This is a genomic window from Pedobacter jeongneungensis, from assembly GCF_039538295.1.
In the GTDB taxonomy this organism is placed as follows: Bacteria; Bacteroidota; Bacteroidia; order Sphingobacteriales; family Sphingobacteriaceae; genus Pedobacter; species Pedobacter jeongneungensis.
On record NZ_BAABBY010000006.1, the window covers coordinates 250,976 to 267,554 of the forward strand.

18 protein-coding genes are annotated in these 16,579 nt (G+C 40.1%); 13 read left to right on the plus strand and 5 right to left on the minus strand.

Annotation, left to right across the window (positions count from 1 at the left end; genetic code table 11):
* The first annotated feature begins 284 nt into the window (after positions 1-284).
* The 3 genes from ABD769_RS13405 (at position 285) to map (ending at position 2,617) form a co-directional block, all read left to right on the plus strand.
* Positions 285-917 (plus strand): class I SAM-dependent methyltransferase, encoded by a 633-nt coding sequence (locus ABD769_RS13405; protein ID WP_344851929.1) that lies wholly within the window; start codon positions 285-287, stop codon positions 915-917.
* A gap of 253 nt (positions 918-1,170) precedes the next feature.
* Positions 1,171-1,800, plus strand: coding sequence for a TetR/AcrR family transcriptional regulator (locus ABD769_RS13410; protein WP_344851930.1), 630 nt, complete (start codon positions 1,171-1,173; stop codon positions 1,798-1,800).
* A 52-nt stretch (positions 1,801-1,852) separates the two neighbouring features.
* Complete coding sequence (gene map, locus ABD769_RS13415) at positions 1,853-2,617, plus strand: type I methionyl aminopeptidase (RefSeq protein ID WP_344851931.1); 765 nt, start codon at positions 1,853-1,855, stop codon at positions 2,615-2,617.
* A 322-nt stretch (positions 2,618-2,939) separates the two neighbouring features.
* On the opposite strand, the gene ABD769_RS13420 is transcribed toward map, so the two are convergent.
* Positions 2,940-3,188 carry a hypothetical protein gene (locus ABD769_RS13420; RefSeq protein WP_344851932.1) on the minus strand — a complete coding sequence of 83 codons (249 nt, stop codon included), beginning with the start codon at positions 3,186-3,188 and terminating at the stop codon, positions 2,940-2,942.
* 407 nt (positions 3,189-3,595) lie between these two features.
* Between ABD769_RS13420 and ABD769_RS13425 the strand changes: the two genes are divergently transcribed.
* Positions 3,596-3,826: a hypothetical protein gene (locus ABD769_RS13425; RefSeq protein ID WP_344851933.1), complete on the plus strand. Its 231-nt coding sequence runs from the start codon at positions 3,596-3,598 to the stop codon at positions 3,824-3,826.
* Between the two features lie 139 nt (positions 3,827-3,965).
* Here ABD769_RS13425 and ABD769_RS13430 read toward each other — a convergent pair whose 3' ends face one another.
* Together ABD769_RS13430 and ABD769_RS13435 are read right to left on the minus strand one after the other, a co-directional pair.
* The gene (locus ABD769_RS13430; RefSeq protein ID WP_344851934.1) at positions 3,966-4,205 is read right to left on the minus strand and encodes a hypothetical protein; all 240 of its coding nucleotides are present in this window, start codon (positions 4,203-4,205) and stop codon (positions 3,966-3,968) included.
* A 49-nt stretch (positions 4,206-4,254) separates the two neighbouring features.
* Complete coding sequence (locus ABD769_RS13435; RefSeq protein WP_344851935.1) at positions 4,255-5,739, minus strand: alpha-amylase; 1,485 nt, start codon at positions 5,737-5,739, stop codon at positions 4,255-4,257.
* A gap of 457 nt (positions 5,740-6,196) precedes the next feature.
* Between ABD769_RS13435 and ABD769_RS13440 the strand changes: the two genes are divergently transcribed.
* From ABD769_RS13440 to ABD769_RS13460, 5 genes are all read left to right on the plus strand, one after another.
* Positions 6,197-6,430 carry a hypothetical protein gene (locus tag ABD769_RS13440; RefSeq protein WP_344851936.1) on the plus strand — a complete coding sequence of 78 codons (234 nt, stop codon included), beginning with the start codon at positions 6,197-6,199 and terminating at the stop codon, positions 6,428-6,430.
* 263 nt (positions 6,431-6,693) lie between these two features.
* Positions 6,694-6,927, plus strand: a complete 234-nt coding sequence (locus ABD769_RS13445; protein WP_344851937.1) for a hypothetical protein — start codon at positions 6,694-6,696, stop codon at positions 6,925-6,927.
* 69 nt (positions 6,928-6,996) lie between these two features.
* On the plus strand, positions 6,997-7,212 hold the full coding sequence (locus ABD769_RS13450) for a bacteriocin (RefSeq protein ID WP_344851938.1): 216 nt from the start codon (positions 6,997-6,999) through the stop codon (positions 7,210-7,212).
* 73 nt (positions 7,213-7,285) lie between these two features.
* Positions 7,286-8,491 carry an HlyD family secretion protein gene (locus ABD769_RS13455; RefSeq protein ID WP_344851939.1) on the plus strand — a complete coding sequence of 402 codons (1,206 nt, stop codon included), beginning with the start codon at positions 7,286-7,288 and terminating at the stop codon, positions 8,489-8,491.
* The gene (locus tag ABD769_RS13460; RefSeq protein WP_344851940.1) at positions 8,488-10,695 is read left to right on the plus strand and encodes a peptidase domain-containing ABC transporter; all 2,208 of its coding nucleotides are present in this window, start codon (positions 8,488-8,490) and stop codon (positions 10,693-10,695) included. Before ABD769_RS13455 ends, ABD769_RS13460 begins: the two co-directional genes overlap by 4 nt.
* A 103-nt stretch (positions 10,696-10,798) precedes the next feature.
* Here the strand turns inward: ABD769_RS13460 and ABD769_RS13465 are convergent, their stop codons facing one another.
* Complete coding sequence (locus ABD769_RS13465) at positions 10,799-11,653, minus strand: metallophosphoesterase family protein (RefSeq protein WP_344851941.1); 855 nt, start codon at positions 11,651-11,653, stop codon at positions 10,799-10,801.
* A 212-nt stretch (positions 11,654-11,865) separates the two neighbouring features.
* Here ABD769_RS13465 and ABD769_RS13470 point away from each other — a divergent pair, with 212 nt between their 5' ends.
* From ABD769_RS13470 to ABD769_RS13485, 4 genes are all read left to right on the plus strand, one after another.
* Positions 11,866-12,252: a hypothetical protein gene (locus ABD769_RS13470; RefSeq protein WP_344851942.1), complete on the plus strand. Its 387-nt coding sequence runs from the start codon at positions 11,866-11,868 to the stop codon at positions 12,250-12,252.
* A 65-nt stretch (positions 12,253-12,317) separates the two neighbouring features.
* Positions 12,318-13,016 (plus strand): DUF1826 domain-containing protein, encoded by a 699-nt coding sequence (locus ABD769_RS13475; RefSeq protein ID WP_344851943.1) that lies wholly within the window; start codon positions 12,318-12,320, stop codon positions 13,014-13,016.
* Positions 13,017-13,187: 171 nt separating this feature from the next.
* Positions 13,188-13,871: a lipid-binding SYLF domain-containing protein gene (locus tag ABD769_RS13480; protein ID WP_344851944.1), complete on the plus strand. Its 684-nt coding sequence runs from the start codon at positions 13,188-13,190 to the stop codon at positions 13,869-13,871.
* A gap of 76 nt (positions 13,872-13,947) precedes the next feature.
* Positions 13,948-14,970: an LLM class flavin-dependent oxidoreductase gene (locus ABD769_RS13485; protein WP_344851945.1), complete on the plus strand. Its 1,023-nt coding sequence runs from the start codon at positions 13,948-13,950 to the stop codon at positions 14,968-14,970.
* Between the two features lie 192 nt (positions 14,971-15,162).
* Here the strand turns inward: ABD769_RS13485 and ABD769_RS13490 are convergent, their stop codons facing one another.
* Entirely contained in the window at positions 15,163-16,524 is a 1,362-nt protein-coding gene (locus ABD769_RS13490; protein WP_344851946.1) for a hypothetical protein, read from the minus strand.
* Positions 16,525-16,579: the final 55 nt, after the last annotated feature.

Genomic DNA, 16,579 nt, shown 5'->3' on the forward strand with positions numbered 1-16,579 from the left:
GAAATTCCCATTGCGGCAATATGGAGGCCCCTGATGAAAAAACGAAACTGTATATTACCCTGGGCAGTGAGATATTGAGAGTGGGTGCAAGAATTTCAATGCTTATTCCGGCGAAAATCTGCGAGGCCGGTAACAGGGAGCACATAGCTTGGTGTATAAAATAATTCTAACACGGCGTCATTCCCGCACAGGCGGGAATCCTAATGCTCGTGCCATTTTGCTATCCTTCCTTGTAAAATCCTGATCTTTCTTGCTAAATTGCATTTCAAAACATCAAAAATACCATGGCAAAAGAAACCGGAAAACCAGAATTTTGGGAGAAAGCTTTTGATGAAAAAAAAGAAATGTGGGGCCTTGAGCCGGCCAAATCGGCAATATTGACTAAAGATTTTTTCGTTCGTGAAGCTGTGAAAAATATCCTCATACCCGGTTTTGGTTATGGACGTAATGCACAAATTTTCAGGGAGAATGGAATCGAAGTTACAGGCATCGAGATTTCTAAAACGGCTATCGAAATGGCCAGAAAACACTATGGAGATGCTATGCTAATTTATCACGGTTCGGTAACGGAAATGCCATTTGATGATAGGCAATATGATGGGATATTTTGTTATGCCTTAATCCATCTGTTAGATAGCGGGGAAAGAAAAAAACTGATTAATGATTGCTACAACCAGCTATCAAATGGCGGTTACATGGTTTTTACCGTCATTTCCAAAACAGCCAATACTTATGGAAAGGGGAGATTGATTAGCAAAGACCGCTACGAAATATTTGAAGGGGCTCAGTTATATTTTTATGATACGGAATCCATAAAAACCGAATTTGGTGAATATGGATTGTTTGAAATCACTGAGGTTGAAGAAAATCAGCCTTTTTATCTGATAAAATGCAAGAGGAGTTTTAGTGACAAATAAATTAATTGACCAATTGCGAACTTTCCGGGATTACGCTCAAAATGATTATAAAAACGAATTCAGCGTCTATCATCTCCATTAAATTGAGTTAAACCTAATTTTAGGTTTTATAAAGGGAAATACCTTGAGATTTTGATTCTGTTTTTCTTAAAAATAATGTTATTGCTTAATATTTATACAAAAGTTGACAATACCACCATAACAATTTGAAATATCACATAGAAAATTGCAAATTGCGCTTAAAAATCATTCGATGGGCAGAAAAATAACCGACGGACCTTTAAGAAATAAAGAAAGAACAAAACAAAAACTGATAGATTCGCTTGGTGTCATCCTCATCGAAAATGGTTTTAAGGGTTTAAATGTAATGCAGGTGGCGGCTAAGGCCAATGTAGACAGAAAACTGGTTTACAAATATTTCGGAGGGCTGGAAGGATTGGTAAGAGAGTATCTTTTCACAAAAGATTACTGGAGGTTTAGTGATGAACAGACTGCGCAGGTAATTGAATTAACTAAGGCTGATGCCGGAAAGAAAATGGCGTATCAATTGCTTGAAGATCAGTTAAATGCTTTAATGGCTAATGAAGAGATGAGGAAAATTGTTACCTGGGGACTTTCTGAAGATTTTGAGCCATTAAAAGAACTCAACCGTGAACGCGAAGAAGTAGGCGAAAAGCTCTTTGCGGCTGTGTATGATAGTCATTTTAAAGACAGCGATAAAAATATAAGGGCCATTGAGGCTATCCTGATTAGCGGAATATATTACCTTTCGCTATATGCTCAAACCAACGGAACTTTCTGCGGCATTGATGTGAAGGCGGAACAAGGGCAGGAGGAAATAAAAAGATCACTTAAACAGATTATCGACTGGGCTTATTCTTAGGGCTAATCAAAATACATTAAGCCATTAAATTTGACCGGCTAAAAATATAAATATGTCTATCACTACTGAAAGCGAAAAAACAGGAATGGAACAGGCAAGTGCTGCTGTGGCCATTACCCTTAAAAAGATGCGTGAATTTGCCAAACCCGGCATTTCGACAAAAGAACTGGATGAGTATGGCGGCAAATTACTGGCAGAGATGGGCGCACGCTCTGCACCCTTTTTAACTTATGGTTTCCCCGGATATACCTGTATCAGCATTAATGAAGAAGCCGCACACGGTGTTCCTTCAGCAGATAAAATTCTTAAAAACGGCGATCTGATCAATATTGATGTATCTGCAGAATTAAATGGCTTTTGGGCTGATAATGGCGGTTCTTTTATTATTGGCGAAGATATTTATGGTCATGGCCGGTTGGTAGAAACCTCAAAAGAGATATTGAAAAAAGCGATCAGTAACATTAAAGGCGGCGTGCGGATATCTGAAATCGGGAGGTTGATCGAGACTGAAGCCAAAAAGGCAGGTTACACCGTAATCAAAAACCTCACAGGCCATGGAATTGGCCGCAACCTGCACGAAGCACCTCATGAGATTGCCAACTACTGCGACCGGTTTAACATTACCCGTTTTAAAAAGAATTCGGTGGTTGCGATAGAGACATTTATTTCCACCCAATCAACCATTGCAGATACACAGGCTGACGGCTGGACCCTATGCGGTAATAAAGGAGGCTTTGTTGCGCAACATGAACATACCATTATGGTAACAGGAGGCGAGCCCATAATATTTACAGCAGAAAACGGCATTTGGGATTAGAGGCTAATGCCTGAAGTAAAATTGTCATTTAAACCGTAGTGGAGAAATCTTTTAACATCGCTTAAGATTTTCTCCTGAGTTAACTTCGGCCTTTTTTGCCCAACGCGGGTGGCTTATCCTGCTTAACGCAGCCGAATAGCGCTTTCTTTAGAACCTACCGGCTCGCAATTTTTTTATTAAAGGTTGCGGAAAGGCACAGGCATTGCATTCCAAAAAATTGACCATGCCGGCTTAAAAACTAAACAAAGAAACAGTGTTTGGGCCTGGCCGGAAACCAATTAAACTGATTCCTATAGCAGGATCATAATGCTATATCTTAGTATTAATCATTAAGTTTTGCAGAAATTTCTTTCAGAACATTTATACTAAAAGTATGTCTGCCTTCAAGCCAGCGCTCAATTTCTAACGGATTAATATCTACCAAAACAGAGAGGTCATTTTTGGTAAGTCCTTTGTCTGCCAGTGTTTTTGCCGTTTTATCTGCAATTTCAACATTCGTCCGTGCAAGTTCCTCAATGGCCGGATTTCCGGTTTCTTCCAGCCAGATGGATACAAAATCGTTTTCTTCCATTCGATGTTATTCCTTTAATTTTAAGCAAATTCAACGCGTTTAACACCGTCAAATTTATTTTCGGGCGAAAGTAAGCATATTCATCCTGAAAATCCAATCGGGATGTAAATATTGTATTATAATCTTCCCTGGAAATAACAAAGTCCGGAAACCACTCCGGACCTTTTATTTTAACTCAATTGCTAACCAAATATATGATACCGCAAATATAGGAGGCCAGTGTTAAGCCATTGTTATATGGTCATGAATTCATAAAAGGGTTGGCTAAAATCTTTGGATTTCTGGCTGTACATTTCCTGAAAACTGACAATGATTTGTACCGGATTATGCGCATTTGATAACATAAACTAAGCGGTAAGTTAAAACAGGTTGTCTTGCTTTGCGCTCATTAGCAAGATTAGATTTAAATGGAAAAAATACAGACAAAGATCAGCTTGGATCTCCAGAAATTCATTGACAAATTTGAACCCAACAAATTTAAACTGATGTCGAACGGGATCGAAGTTAGGGGAGTAAACGACATTCACCGTGCCATCGCCGGGGCAAAAGACCTCATTACAAGGCTACAACTTAATTTAATTGTAGCCCACAATGCAGAAATGTTAAGTTATCGTGGATTCGAGGTGAATAACATATAATATGTATTCTGGTAATGCAAATTTCATTTGATTTATCGTCATTCCCGCGCAGTCTGCAATCTTAATTCCCTAAGCTTTAAGATTTCCACTCAAGTTGGGAATGACGATACTTCTTTTCAATCCTTAATGCATAGCGCTATTAACTATGCCCGGCTTCAGCAATATATTCGGGATCAACCGGTGTAGAATCATCCCCGGGTGTGTTTTCCAGATAAGACTGCTCCACATCATTAAGATATGCTTTCAGTTGGGTAATTCTTGCTATAACTCCGACTTTTTCCTCCGCGGTATGTTCAGGGGCGCCATCCATCGCTTTAACTGTATCTATGGCATAATCCATAAAAATTTTTACGTTCTCTGATAATAGTTCCTTTTTCATATTAATTCGATTTATATATTAAACTGATGTACTGAGATTTCCGATCGGGTTAATCTGCTGTCCAGGCCGAAACCGATCCGGCAGCAACCAAAAATTCTCCCCAACCATTTTCATCAATAATTACTTCAGCTTCAATATTGTTTAACCTGTCGCGGAAAACCCTTCCTGCAAAATGCTGGCCCATTTCCATAGCTTTATATCCTTCATCACCGTTAGAAATTAACACTGCTATACCCGAATTTTCATGTTCTTCATCACCCGATAAAGTCCAGCCGATGCAGTTGGGGTGATCGAAATAATCGCGCTGGGTACCATGCACTACGTTTTTTCTTAGCCCGAGCATGCTCTGTATTTCTTTTACCGGTTCGAGCACAATTTCGTGTTCATTGCCATCATTTCCTTTATCGCAATATTTGGCGCCATAAAGATCAGGATAAAAAATGCATGGATATCCGGTGTTGCGCAACAAGATCAGTGCATAAGCCAGCGGGCGGAACCAATGGTCTACCGTTTGCTCTAACGATTGTAAAGGCTGTGTATCATGGTTTTCAACCAGGGTAACTGCAAGGTCGGGTCTGGTTTCTACCAAAGTATTCTGAAAGATTTCGCTCATGTTAAAGGCATTGCCTTCTTTTGATGCACGCGAAAAATTGCCTTGTAAAGGCGCATCAAAAAGCGACATGCGGCCTTCGGTGATATCGATGTATTCAAGCAATGAACCCAAATCACCCGGCGACCAATATTCACCTACAGTAAACAGTTCTTTACCTGTTTTTTCACGCATATTATCCAGCCATTCGTTATAGAATAAAGGATCCATGTGTTTAATCGCATCCAGCCTGAAACCATCGAATTTAATCGTTTCGTGAAGCCACTCTCCCCATTTTTTAACTTCCTCGCGTACATGAGGGTTCCGGTAATCGATATCGGTAAGCATCAGGTAATCATAATTACCGTTTTCTTTGTCTAAAACTTCCTGCCAGCCTTCGCCATATTGGTTTTGAATACTGAAAATAGCTGTTTCACCGGTTTTATTATCAAAATCTACACCTGCAAAACACTGAAAATCCCACTCAAAAGCCGAATATTTTTTAGCCCTTCCCGGATAGGTAAACCTGGTGTAGGCCTCAATTTCATAAGGTTCAGAAATGAAATTGTTCCTGTTTTCTGGATCAACTTTTCTTACGGTTACCGTTTCTGTTTCATCGGCACCACCAAGGTGGTTTAGCACAATGTCCATATATACCTGTAATCCTGCTTCCTGTGCCATACGTACACCCTCCAGCAATTCAGCCTTGGTGCCATATTTGGTTCTCACACTTCCTTTCTGATCAAATTCACCCAGGTCATAAAGGTCGTAAGAATCATAACCTGTTGATTTTTCGCCATCCATGCCTTTGTGTGCAGGAGGAAGCCATAATGTATCAATTCCGAAAGATTTGAGTTCTGTTGCTTCGTCCTTTAATTTTTTCCAGAGCGAACCATCAGAAGGATAGTACCACTGAAAGTATTGTAGCATGGTATAGTTTTCCATATATTATAATAAGTTTATGGGGATACAACAGTAACTACCGCTTAAGGTTTGAAGATTGTTTAATCTGTTTATAAAAACAAAGGAAAATGGCCGTGGTTACACAAAAAACGTTATCTTGAAAATTTTAAATTGCTGGTCCCTGCAAAATCTGTCACAACCATTTTAAGCAATTTAGTGCAGAAAATTAATTTTAAAATGGAACTTCAATAATTTAAAAAGATTTTTAGTTACAGCCATATATATACGCGCGAAACGCTGTAGCGTTAAAAATCTTATACCGAAAATAACAACTCAACGGTTTAATGTATTCTAATTGTGAGTTGCTAATCAGGGCCTTACAAAAACTTTAACGCCTTTAGCTTCGTTTCTTAAATAACCACGGCGATTAAAAGCCGGTTTATAAAAGGAGTAGCCGAAAACCTCAAATAGAGTAGGCATTATTAAAATTAGAAACGTTATGAAACTTCAAGAGTTAAATTTAAACGAAATGAAAGAAATCAACGGTGGTGGTTTATTTGATGGTAATGATTCGTCAAATTCAGGCGGTTTGTTAGGATCGATCGGAATTGGTAACCTGTTATCATTTTCAAACGAAACCCAGGACGGAGATGAATCGAGTAAAACCTCGTTCTCTTTAGGGAATAACATTGGCGGAAGCCTGGAAGGTTTATTTAAAAGCTTAACCAGCTAATTTGAATTGACAATTCTTTTATAAAAAAGGGACTTCTCCGGGAGTCCTTTTTTTATGCGTCAACATTAACGTTTTAGATAAGGTAATTGTTTTAATTAATTGACAACCAAATAGTTTATTGTATTCGTTTGTGTTGTTTAAAACAGCTGTTTTAGAAAATCTGATTGTTAAACTAATGCGTTTATTAATTAAACGGCTATGAAAGCCGAAATCAGGGGATGCTGAAAACCTATAACAGAGTAAGCTAATTAAATCTATTTATTATGAAAATGCAGGAATTGAATTTAACAGAAATGAAAGAGATTAATGGTGGTGGTTTATTTGGAAGCAACGATTCGTCGAATACCGGCGGCTTGTTAGGATCAATCGGAATCGGTAACTTATTATCATTCCAAACCGCCAGTAAAGATGGTGATGAAGCCAGTGCAAGTTCGTTGTCAATCGGTAACAATATCGGTGGGAACTTAAGTGGCTTATTCGATAGTTTAAGTAAATAATATATTATAAGCGTTGAAAAGGAGGATAATTATTTATTCTCCTTTTTCTGTTGAATTTAAATCAGAATCATGGAAAATTTATCAGAAAAAGAGTTGATCACCATTAATGGCGGTGGATTATTTGATGGAAATACAGGTACAATGGCCATATCACTTACAGCTACAACCGATAGTTTGCTGAGCATTTCCTTTACAAGAGTTGATGGTGATTATAAAAGCACAACCACACTTTCTGCAGGAAACAATATTGGTTTAAACCTGGGGTTGTTAGGTCAAATGAAATAATTGTTGTGCATTGTAAAAGCTTTTCTGCTATGTAGAGAACTAAACCGGCTCAAATGCGTATATAATTTTAGATATGGATAGCGATAAATATATATTTCCGAAGGAAGTGATTGAAAATACGGCTGAATACCATTTTCACACCCATAACTCGTACACTAAAGTTATATATCAGGTTATACTTGTGGTATTAATTGCTGCTTTTCTGGCCATGTTCCTGATTAAGGTTGATGTTAATGTTAAAAGCACAGGACTTTTCAGGCCAACTGCAGAACGGAATGAAATAAAACCCTTAATTGCCGGTCGTATAGATTCGCTGTTCATTAAAGAAAACATGCATGTTAAAGCCGGCCAGGTTTTACTGACCATCAAAAAAGAAAATATCGAAAGCCAGGATGCCCTGAACCAGTTTCAGCAAACGGATGTTGAGGATCAATTACATGATCTTGGCTTACTGATCAACGCCTATAAACGAAACGACTGGTCGAAAAAACTCCCTTTAAAATCAGGCATTTATGGTCAGCAGTATAGCTTATTTATGCAGCGGGTTACCGAGGCTAAAGCCCGTTATCAGCTGGCTTATAAAAATTACGACCGTTATGCATATTTATATAAGAGAAGGGCGGTTTCTGCATTAGAATATGATGAAGTTAAGCTTAAAAAAGATAATGTATTTAACGAACTTTCTTTAATTGGGGAGGAGCAGGGCAGCAAATGGCAAACCGAACTTAATCAGCTAAACATCCAGCGCCAGCAACTGGGCTCCCGCGACCGACAGTATGAGGAAGAAAAGGAATTTTATACCATTAAAGCTCCGCTTACCGGAACCGTGCAGCAATTAAAAGGCATCCAGCCGGGAAGTTCCATTTCGGCAAACGAAATTTTGGGAGAAATTTCTCCTGATTCAGGCCTCATCGCCGAAACCTATGTGCAGCCGAAAGATATTGGATTATTACGCGTAGGTACAAAAGCCAGGTTTCAGATTGATGCCTATAACTACAACGAATGGGGCATGGCCACCGGAAAAGTGGTATCCATTTCGAGCGATGTTTTTATGCAGAATGGCGCGCAACCTTTTTTTAAAGTGAGGTGCCTGCTGGATAAAAACAGTTTAAAGCTCCGCAATGGTTATATCGGTAAAATTAAAAAGGGCATGACTTTACAGGCCCGTTTTTTTGTTACCCGGAGAACACTTTTCCAGTTGCTTTACGATAAAGCAGACGATTGGTTAAACCCAAATGTAATTCCTCAAAGTAAAGAAAACCAGGTAACCAACCTATGAAAACCATTAAACAATTTTTTCAGGCTTTAAGATCGGATAAAAAAGCGAAGAAAACCATTATAAGGCAGCATGATGTTACCGACTGTGGTGCAGCATGTCTGGCTTCAATTGCCATTCATTATGGTCTGGATATGCCCATTGCACGTATCCGTCAGTATGCCTCTACCGATAAAAAAGGCACCAATGTATTAGGACTGATTGAGGCATCGGCCCGTTTGGGCTTTTCGGCTAAAGGAGTAAAAGCCAGTTACGATAATCTTTTTACCATTCCGCTGCCCGTTATTGCGCATGTAAACCACAATAACATTGCACATTACATTGTACTTTATAAGATTACTGAAGCATATGTAGAAGTAATGGATCCCGCCTATGGCGAAATGCAAAAATTAACGCCCGATGAGTTCAGGCAAAAATGGACGGGTGTTTTAATTATGCTTTTGCCCGGAGATGATTTTACGGCAGGTACGGAAAGAATTTCGCTTGAAAAACGATTCATTTATTTGCTGATGCCCCATAAATCGGTTTTAATCCAGGTGTTGGTCGGCGCTATTTTTTATACCATACTCGGTTTATCAACCTCTATATTTCTCCAGAAAATTGTAGATAACGTATTGCCTGAGGGAAATACCAATCTCCTTAATTTAATGGGTACGGTGATGATTATCATCATTTTACTGCAGATTTTTATCAATTACGCGAAAACCCTTTTAACCATTAAAACCGGACAACAGATTGATGCCCGGTTGATTTTGGGCTATTACAAACATCTGTTAAAACTGCCGCAGTCTTTCTTTGATACCATGCGTGTTGGGGAGATTATTTCGCGGATGAACGATGCAGTTAAAATCAGGGCATTTATAAATGATGTGCTCGTTGGTTTCGCGGTAAATGTTTTTATCCTGATTTTCTCTTTCGCTTTAATGTTTACCTATTATTGGAAACTGGCGTTGATTATGCTTACCGTGGTGCCTTTGTATGCGCTGGTGTATTATGTATCTAACCGGCTGAATAAAACCACGCAGCGCCAGTTAATGGAGAAAAGTGCAGAACTGGAAAACCAACTGGTAGAATCGGTAAACTCGGTCAGTACGATCAAACGTTTCGGGCTGGAAAATTTTTCGAACCTTAAAACGGAAATCAGGTTTATTAACCTTTTAAAAACAGTTTACACTTCAGGTACCAATTCACTTTTGGTAGGCAATGCGAGTGGTTTTATCTCGAGTATTTTTTCGGTGATATTGTTATGGGCCGGTGCAAGTTTTGTGCTTCAGAACATGATTACACCTGGCGAACTATTATCATTTTACGCCATAATTGGTTATTTTACTGGTCCGGTAATTAGTTTGATCGGGATGAACAAGGTTTTTCAGGATGCGCGCATCGCTGCCGACAGGTTGTTCGAAATTATGGACCTTGAGCGCGAAAAAACAGAAAACAGAACTGATTTAACGCCAGATATGATCGGAGATATTGAATTCAGGGATGTAAATTTCAGGTATGGCACACGCGTAACCGTGTTCGATGGATTTAACCTGCATGTGCCCAAAGGGAAAATTACGGCTGTGGTAGGGGAAAGCGGATCGGGAAAAACGACATTATTGTCGCTGCTTCAAAATATTTATCCGCTACAATCCGGCAACATTATGATCGGGGAGTTCGATATTAATTACCTCACCAACGAAAGTTTGAGGAAACTGGTAGCGGTTGTTCCGCAGGACGTGCATCTTTTTGCGGGCAATGTAATCGATAACATTGCTGTAGGAGAAATGGAACCCGACATGAAAAAAATTATCCGCATCTGTGCGCAACTGCATATTATGGATTTTATCGAACGGCTCCCTAATGGATTTGATACTTATCTGGGCGAAAATGCCACTAATTTATCAGGCGGACAGCGGCAGCGTTTAGCCATTGCAAGGGCCTTATACCGCGATCCCGAAATTCTGATTCTCGATGAGGCTACTTCTTCACTTGATTCTTCTTCTGAAGAGCATATCCATCATGCCATTTCTTTACTCAGGGAAAATGGAAAAACCATTATTTTAATCGCCCATCGCTTAAGTACTGTAATAAATGCGGATAAAATTGTTGTATTAAAAGAAGGAAAATTAATAGAAGAAGGAACGCATCAACAACTTGTAAAGTTAAAAGGGATGTACACAGGTATGTGGCAAAAACAGTTTCCTGCTGTGGTAAATGTTTAAGGGGTTGAAATATATAGCCACTAATTCTGTTTTTCTTAATGGCGCATTAAAATTTTTACAGGGAACAGCAGAATGTTGCCCATCAGATTATTTGAAAATTCCGCTAAATTGCTGCATGGTTTGGAAGTGGATAATGGGAAAACACAATTTTCTTTTTCGCCTGCTTATTTCTTCCCGTAGGAGCGGTAACGTTTAGTACGGTAATAAATTTTGTAGGGTCGCCGGTTGATTCGTACACCACCACTTCAGCATAATTAGGCTCCATAATTGCTTCCGAACTGCTTTTCAATACATCAAAGTTCTTGTTTCTCAACTGATTCAACAGGTATTCTTTGTCATGTACAAAGGGAATAAGGAGATTTGGCGAACGGCGCTGCATCCACTGATCGTTCAGCTCTGAATAGGGAATTTTAACCTGGCCGTTCCAGGCAACCACAAGGGTACCTCCCGTAATTACCAGGAATTCACCTGCCCAGATTACCCAAAGCAGAAGTCCTGAAATATTATCGCTTCCCTGAATCCGGAAGGTGCCGACTTCATTCAGGGCTACGATTTCCTTAAATAATATCCCGGGGTGAACAAATAGGAACCCCATATCCAATACGAGTTGTTTGAGATCCGCCGTACTCTGGTTAAAGGTAAAACCCTTGCGGCTATACATTACTGCATCAAAGAAAACCCACTGAATGTAAAATGCGAGTAAACTGCATCCCGCTGCAATGGCCAGAGCAACCTTAAGGTTTCTGATTTTACCAATCCTGATGCCCTGATCGATTGCCAGGCCCAGAAGCATGCCGAGTAAAAATGCGCAAATGGCAATGAACCATATGTTAGGGATTAACTGAGAAAGAATAATATAAAAAAGCGGCAGCAAAACTGAGGCAATAATGCCGATGGCTATAGTAGTCAGGATGCCGGGGCCAGAGGCATGACCTGCGGGAATGTATTTTTCTTCCATATGAGTGAGTAATCAGATTTAATCTCAAACAGCCCGTGGTGTAAATTTGTTTTTGTAAGATCTGTTGTAATGGTTTTTTATAAATTTTTTCGGTATTTATTTTGCTGCAGGCAATTTTTGACTAATGTGGAGATAACCGGATATTGCCATTAAACGCTGAAAATATATTGGAATATTTTTCTTTTAGCGTATTTTTATAAAAAAAATCACCCATGAAAAAAATAATACTGGCCTCATTTCTATTGATCAGCGTTTTTGCGGTACGAGCACAGACTTATCAGGCGGTTACCAGTAAAAACAAAACTTACCTGGCCACAGTTAAGGGGCTTTCTTATACTTATAAAAATGGAGTTGTTACCTTAAAAAATAACGGAAATTACGATCTTGGTACGGTTAGCATCATTGCTTCTTCCAAAACAGATGCAAGTTTATTCGGAATTGCACTTTTTGAAGATGGGCTTGAAAAGGGACAGACAGCGCAATCGACCGTTTATTTTACCACAGGTGAGGGGAAAGATAGCCACGAAATTCCATTAACTGCGGTAGACCAGAAAAACCTGGTCTTCTCTTTTGATAAAGCGGTTAGGGCTGTCCGTTAGTTGTTGTTAAGTTTAACCTAATCCTTATTTTTGCATGAAATTAAATGGCTAATTTATGCTAATACATGGATAATATATTTTCTGATAATGATCAGGTTAAGGTGGTTTCTACTTTTTCTAAGCTTGTAGATACAAATTTTCAGGGCGATACGAATGCAATTTGCTGGTACAGAAACCTGGCCGGAGATTTTAAGGAAATTGTTTCTAAACTTCAATTGAAAGAAGAACTGACCGAAATTTCTATAGAAGATCTCCATGCGCTGCAACTATCCGAAAAAGGTAAAATGGCCAGGGAAATTATATTAAATGATTTTAAATTGCTGGCAGATTTCGGGGCATCACCAACACTAAATTTAATTAAAAGTTACCAGCGTGATGAGGAACTGAATTTCATCTCAACAGATGTGTATTCTTATCATGTAGACCGTTCGCCGATTGGTTCTGATACTTTTTTATGTACTTATTACGGTGCCGCCAGTGAAATTATAGCTAACAATGAGGTTGAACAAAAAATTCTGATTCCGGAAATCCGGCAAAAACTTAAAGAACTGCATAACGGTAGTGAAACAGATTTTAAAAGCTTTTTAAACGAACATTATTTTGATTTGCATTATCAGCCAAAACCTGGTGCCAGGCATGTTACTCTTGGATTGGGCCATTTGTGGAGATTAGCGGTAGATCATCCTGAAAAACAGACTTTACCTTGCGTACACCGGGCACCTGCCGAAAAAAATGGTGAATACAGATTGCTCCTGATCTGTTAAATATTACGTTAAACCCCTTGTTGCCATGCGGGTTTTTTCACTGGAAAGTAATTTGTAGGAGATTTTTCTACAAAGCTTGCAACCGTTATATAAATTTGGCTGCCCATCCCGTTATAGGATCATCCTGTCTGTGGAAATTACCGGCAGCCATTTAATTTTAAACCTCAAAATATGAATTTCAACAAATTGGTCAGAATAAGCCTGGCCTCGCTCTGCATTACGGTTCTTTTAGCTCCATCTCTGGCCAATGCGCAGGATAAAGAGAAAAAAAGGTTACAGGCAGCGGGTATTGTGCTGGATGATTTTGGAAAAATGAAGGAGTCTATCCCGTCTTCGCTTCTTAAAGTTACCGAAGGGATCATTATTGTGCCCAAACTAATCAATGCCGGCTTTGTAGTTGGCGGTAAACGTGGCAGGGGAATAGCAATGGTGAAAAGGGAAGACGGCAGCTGGAGCAATCCGGTATTTGTAACCCTAACCGGCGGAAGCGTTGGTTTACAGGCTGGAATACAATCTGTTGAGCTGGTATTGGTTTTTAAGCACAGCAGCAGTATTACCGCGATTAAGAAAAGCAGTTTTACGCTAGGTGGTGATCTTTCTATTGCAGCCGGTCCGATTGGACGTAATTCTACCGCCAATACCGATTATAAACTAGATGCCGAAGTATATTCCTATTCGCGCAGCAAGGGGCTTTTTGCCGGGATATCATTAAATGGAGCTTCGCTTGAGTTCGATACGGCTGCAGATGCACTTTTTTATGGAAAGGGGATGGGCCCGGCAGAGATATTTGCTTCACAGGGTGATCCGGATGATGCCGTTACTAAAATAAAAGCATGCCTTACTTCTTTAAAATAACATATCTGAAAACTTCTGCCCGGCGCCGGTTTTTGAGAACCTGCCGGGATACTACTCATATTAAATAAGCAAATCGATGAAGAAAATAGGTTTTTTATCATTCGGGCATTGGTCTGACCATCCCACCTACCAAACGCGTACCGGAGGCGATACCTTACTGCAATCCATTGATTTATCTGTGGCAGCAGAAGAAATAGGTTTGGATGGCGCGTATTTCCGTGTGCATCATTTTGCACGTCAGCTGGCATCGCCATTTCCCCTTCTTGCTGCAATAGGGGCAAAAACAACTAAAATAGAGATCGGAACAGGTGTTATCGATATGCGCTATGAAAACCCACTTTATATGGCAGAAGATGCGGGCGCTGCTGACCTGATTTCAGAAGGTCGCCTGCAACTTGGTATTAGCCGCGGATCGCCCGAACAGGTAATCGAAGGCTGGCGTTACTTCGGTTATGCGCCTGAAGATGGTGAAACCGATGCAGATATGGGCCGTAAGAAAGCCCTGGTATTTTTGGATAAATTAAAAGGCGATGGGTTTGCCGAGCCAAATCCTTATCCGATGTTCCCGAACCCACCCGGCCTGCTACGCCTGGAACCCTATTCGGATGGACTGCGTGAACGCATCTGGTGGGGTGCTGCCTCTAATGCAACTGCAATATGGGCGGCAGAAAATGCCATGCACCTGCAAAGTTCTACTTTAAAGTTTGATGAAAGTGGTAAACCTTTTCATATCCAGCAGGCCGAACAGATTAGGTTGTACAAGGAAGCATGGAAAAACGCCGGTCACCAGCGCGAACCAAGGGTTTCGGTAAGCCGGTCGATTTTTGCACTGGTTAATGATCAGGACAGGTACTACTTCGGACAGCAGGGAAAAGGCGCCGATAGCTTTGGCTACATCGAAGCCGATAAACGTGCTGTTTTTGGCAAGAGTTATGCAGCTGAACCTGATCAGCTTATTAAAGAACTGAAAAACGATGAAGCTATACAGGAAGCAGATACGCTGTTGCTTACTATACCGAATACTTTAGGAGTAGATTACAATATCCATGTGCTATCGGCTATTTTAGAACATGTTGCACCAGAATTGGGGTGGAGATAGAAGGTTTATTGCCATTGGTTTAAAAACAGCATCATTAACCGGGATTTGAGGAGGACTGTTTTGTATGAAACCGGTCCAATTGCAAGTCTCTTAAACAATATTTAAATGGATGATCCGAAGTGAAATCAGGATCATCCATTTTAGTACTTCGCTTTAGCCACTTCAATATGCAACTTATTCAGCTTAAGGATATTATGGGTAATACGGCTTGAAAGTTAATTCCAGCCAGAACCAGTAGGAGAAGCGTTCGGTAGCATCCCGGGCAGATCGTAAATTAGTGATCTCATAATTTGCCGGTATCTTAATTTCCTGGTATTTTAATACCTGTTTTTCTTTTAACATTGCAGTTTCACTTTCCGTCCCGTCGCTATAAACAAAGTTGATGGACTTTAAAGGGGCAAGGCCGATATAAGGCTGCAAATAATAAAACCGTAACGCAACAAGTTCTTTATCAGGATCAACCTTGATGGTTTTTGTTTTATCGCCACCAATTTTGGTTGCCCGCTGCCCGTCGTGACTTTCAAAGTTCACCTGGAAACTGTCCATGCTATCACCGAAATTGTAGATAATTTCCTTAATTTTTCCAGATTTCTGGCTCTCATTTGCCGGGCGCAATGGGCGTAGTTCGTTTTCGTTGCCTGGTGAAAAGGGGCCTATGGTAATTCTATTAAAAGCCGGATCAATGGCCGGAGGTACTGATTCTGAACCGGGCATCAGGCGGTTGGTATAAAAAAAGGAGGCGTATGACTGCGCAAAATCGGCCATCCAGAAAGACATCCAGCCTTCTTTAATTTTTAGCAGTTCTTCCTTCCTGTAATCTTTACCATCAACGAACCTGTAACTCTTTTTAAATGACCTTTTCCCGAAGGTGTCGTTTATTTCGATATCGGTGTCTTTAATCAGTTTGCCTGTGGTAATACTTTCGTAAACAATCTGAGAAGCACGCCATTCTATCAGCGCAGGAATCTGTTCGTTAAAAAACGACTGGTAGTTTTCTATCTGCCGCTGCAGGTCAATTACCCAGGCATCGTCAAACTCTCCGTAAAGTGCTTCTCCTGAATCAACCCTTTCTTTAAGTATGGCCAGGTGCACCAGCGAAAATGCAACGGTAAAGGGGATAAGTTTATGTTTATTTTTTGATTTAATCAGCTTGAAATACATTTCGGTGCACTTGCTGATGAGTGTATTGAGCTGCATGGCCTGCTCTGATTTGTTTTTGGCCACCACGTAGGAAACCATGTCGCTTTTAATCGCCATGAGTTCGCTTCCGTCTCGGGTGATTTCAAATTCCAGTATAGCAAGTTCAACCATTCTTGAAACATTTTCACTAACCTGCGCCCAGATATCAGCTTTCGCTTCCTGCCAGAAACTTTTGATTACGTAACTGATGGCACTTCCGATATAGGGTGCTTTGGCTGCCAGGGAAATGACGACTGTTCTTGCTTTGGATTCCCAGCTTGATTTGGGCGAAGGCGGGGGAAAGGGAAAAAAATCTTTGCCGGATAAAATCAGGCGTTCATAATCGGTAGGGACGGGTTTGAGCGTTGTGGACATAGCTATAAATAATTAAAGTTTTGTATCAATTCAGGTCAGGAGTAATCCTGGATAT

Bases quoted from the DNA above. Each gene is read 5' to 3' on its own strand.
- ABD769_RS13405 (WP_344851929.1), top strand. From the start codon at position 285: ATGGCAAAAGAAACCGGAAAACCAGAATTTTGGGAGAAAGCTTTTGAT.
- ABD769_RS13410 (WP_344851930.1), top strand. From the start codon at position 1,171: ATGGGCAGAAAAATAACCGACGGACCTTTAAGAAATAAAGAAAGAACA.
- map (WP_344851931.1), top strand. From the start codon at position 1,853: ATGTCTATCACTACTGAAAGCGAAAAAACAGGAATGGAACAGGCAAGT.
- ABD769_RS13420 (WP_344851932.1), bottom strand. From the start codon at position 3,188: ATGGAAGAAAACGATTTTGTATCCATCTGGCTGGAAGAAACCGGAAAT.
- ABD769_RS13425 (WP_344851933.1), top strand. From the start codon at position 3,596: ATGGAAAAAATACAGACAAAGATCAGCTTGGATCTCCAGAAATTCATT.
- ABD769_RS13430 (WP_344851934.1), bottom strand. From the start codon at position 4,205: ATGAAAAAGGAACTATTATCAGAGAACGTAAAAATTTTTATGGATTAT.
- ABD769_RS13435 (WP_344851935.1), bottom strand. From the start codon at position 5,739: ATGGAAAACTATACCATGCTACAATACTTTCAGTGGTACTATCCTTCT.
- ABD769_RS13440 (WP_344851936.1), top strand. From the start codon at position 6,197: ATGAAACTTCAAGAGTTAAATTTAAACGAAATGAAAGAAATCAACGGT.
- ABD769_RS13445 (WP_344851937.1), top strand. From the start codon at position 6,694: ATGAAAATGCAGGAATTGAATTTAACAGAAATGAAAGAGATTAATGGT.
- ABD769_RS13450 (WP_344851938.1), top strand. From the start codon at position 6,997: ATGGAAAATTTATCAGAAAAAGAGTTGATCACCATTAATGGCGGTGGA.
- ABD769_RS13455 (WP_344851939.1), top strand. From the start codon at position 7,286: ATGGATAGCGATAAATATATATTTCCGAAGGAAGTGATTGAAAATACG.
- ABD769_RS13460 (WP_344851940.1), top strand. From the start codon at position 8,488: ATGAAAACCATTAAACAATTTTTTCAGGCTTTAAGATCGGATAAAAAA.
- ABD769_RS13465 (WP_344851941.1), bottom strand. From the start codon at position 11,653: ATGGAAGAAAAATACATTCCCGCAGGTCATGCCTCTGGCCCCGGCATC.
- ABD769_RS13470 (WP_344851942.1), top strand. From the start codon at position 11,866: ATGAAAAAAATAATACTGGCCTCATTTCTATTGATCAGCGTTTTTGCG.
- ABD769_RS13475 (WP_344851943.1), top strand. From the start codon at position 12,318: ATGGATAATATATTTTCTGATAATGATCAGGTTAAGGTGGTTTCTACT.
- ABD769_RS13480 (WP_344851944.1), top strand. From the start codon at position 13,188: ATGAATTTCAACAAATTGGTCAGAATAAGCCTGGCCTCGCTCTGCATT.
- ABD769_RS13485 (WP_344851945.1), top strand. From the start codon at position 13,948: ATGAAGAAAATAGGTTTTTTATCATTCGGGCATTGGTCTGACCATCCC.
- ABD769_RS13490 (WP_344851946.1), bottom strand. From the start codon at position 16,524: ATGTCCACAACGCTCAAACCCGTCCCTACCGATTATGAACGCCTGATT.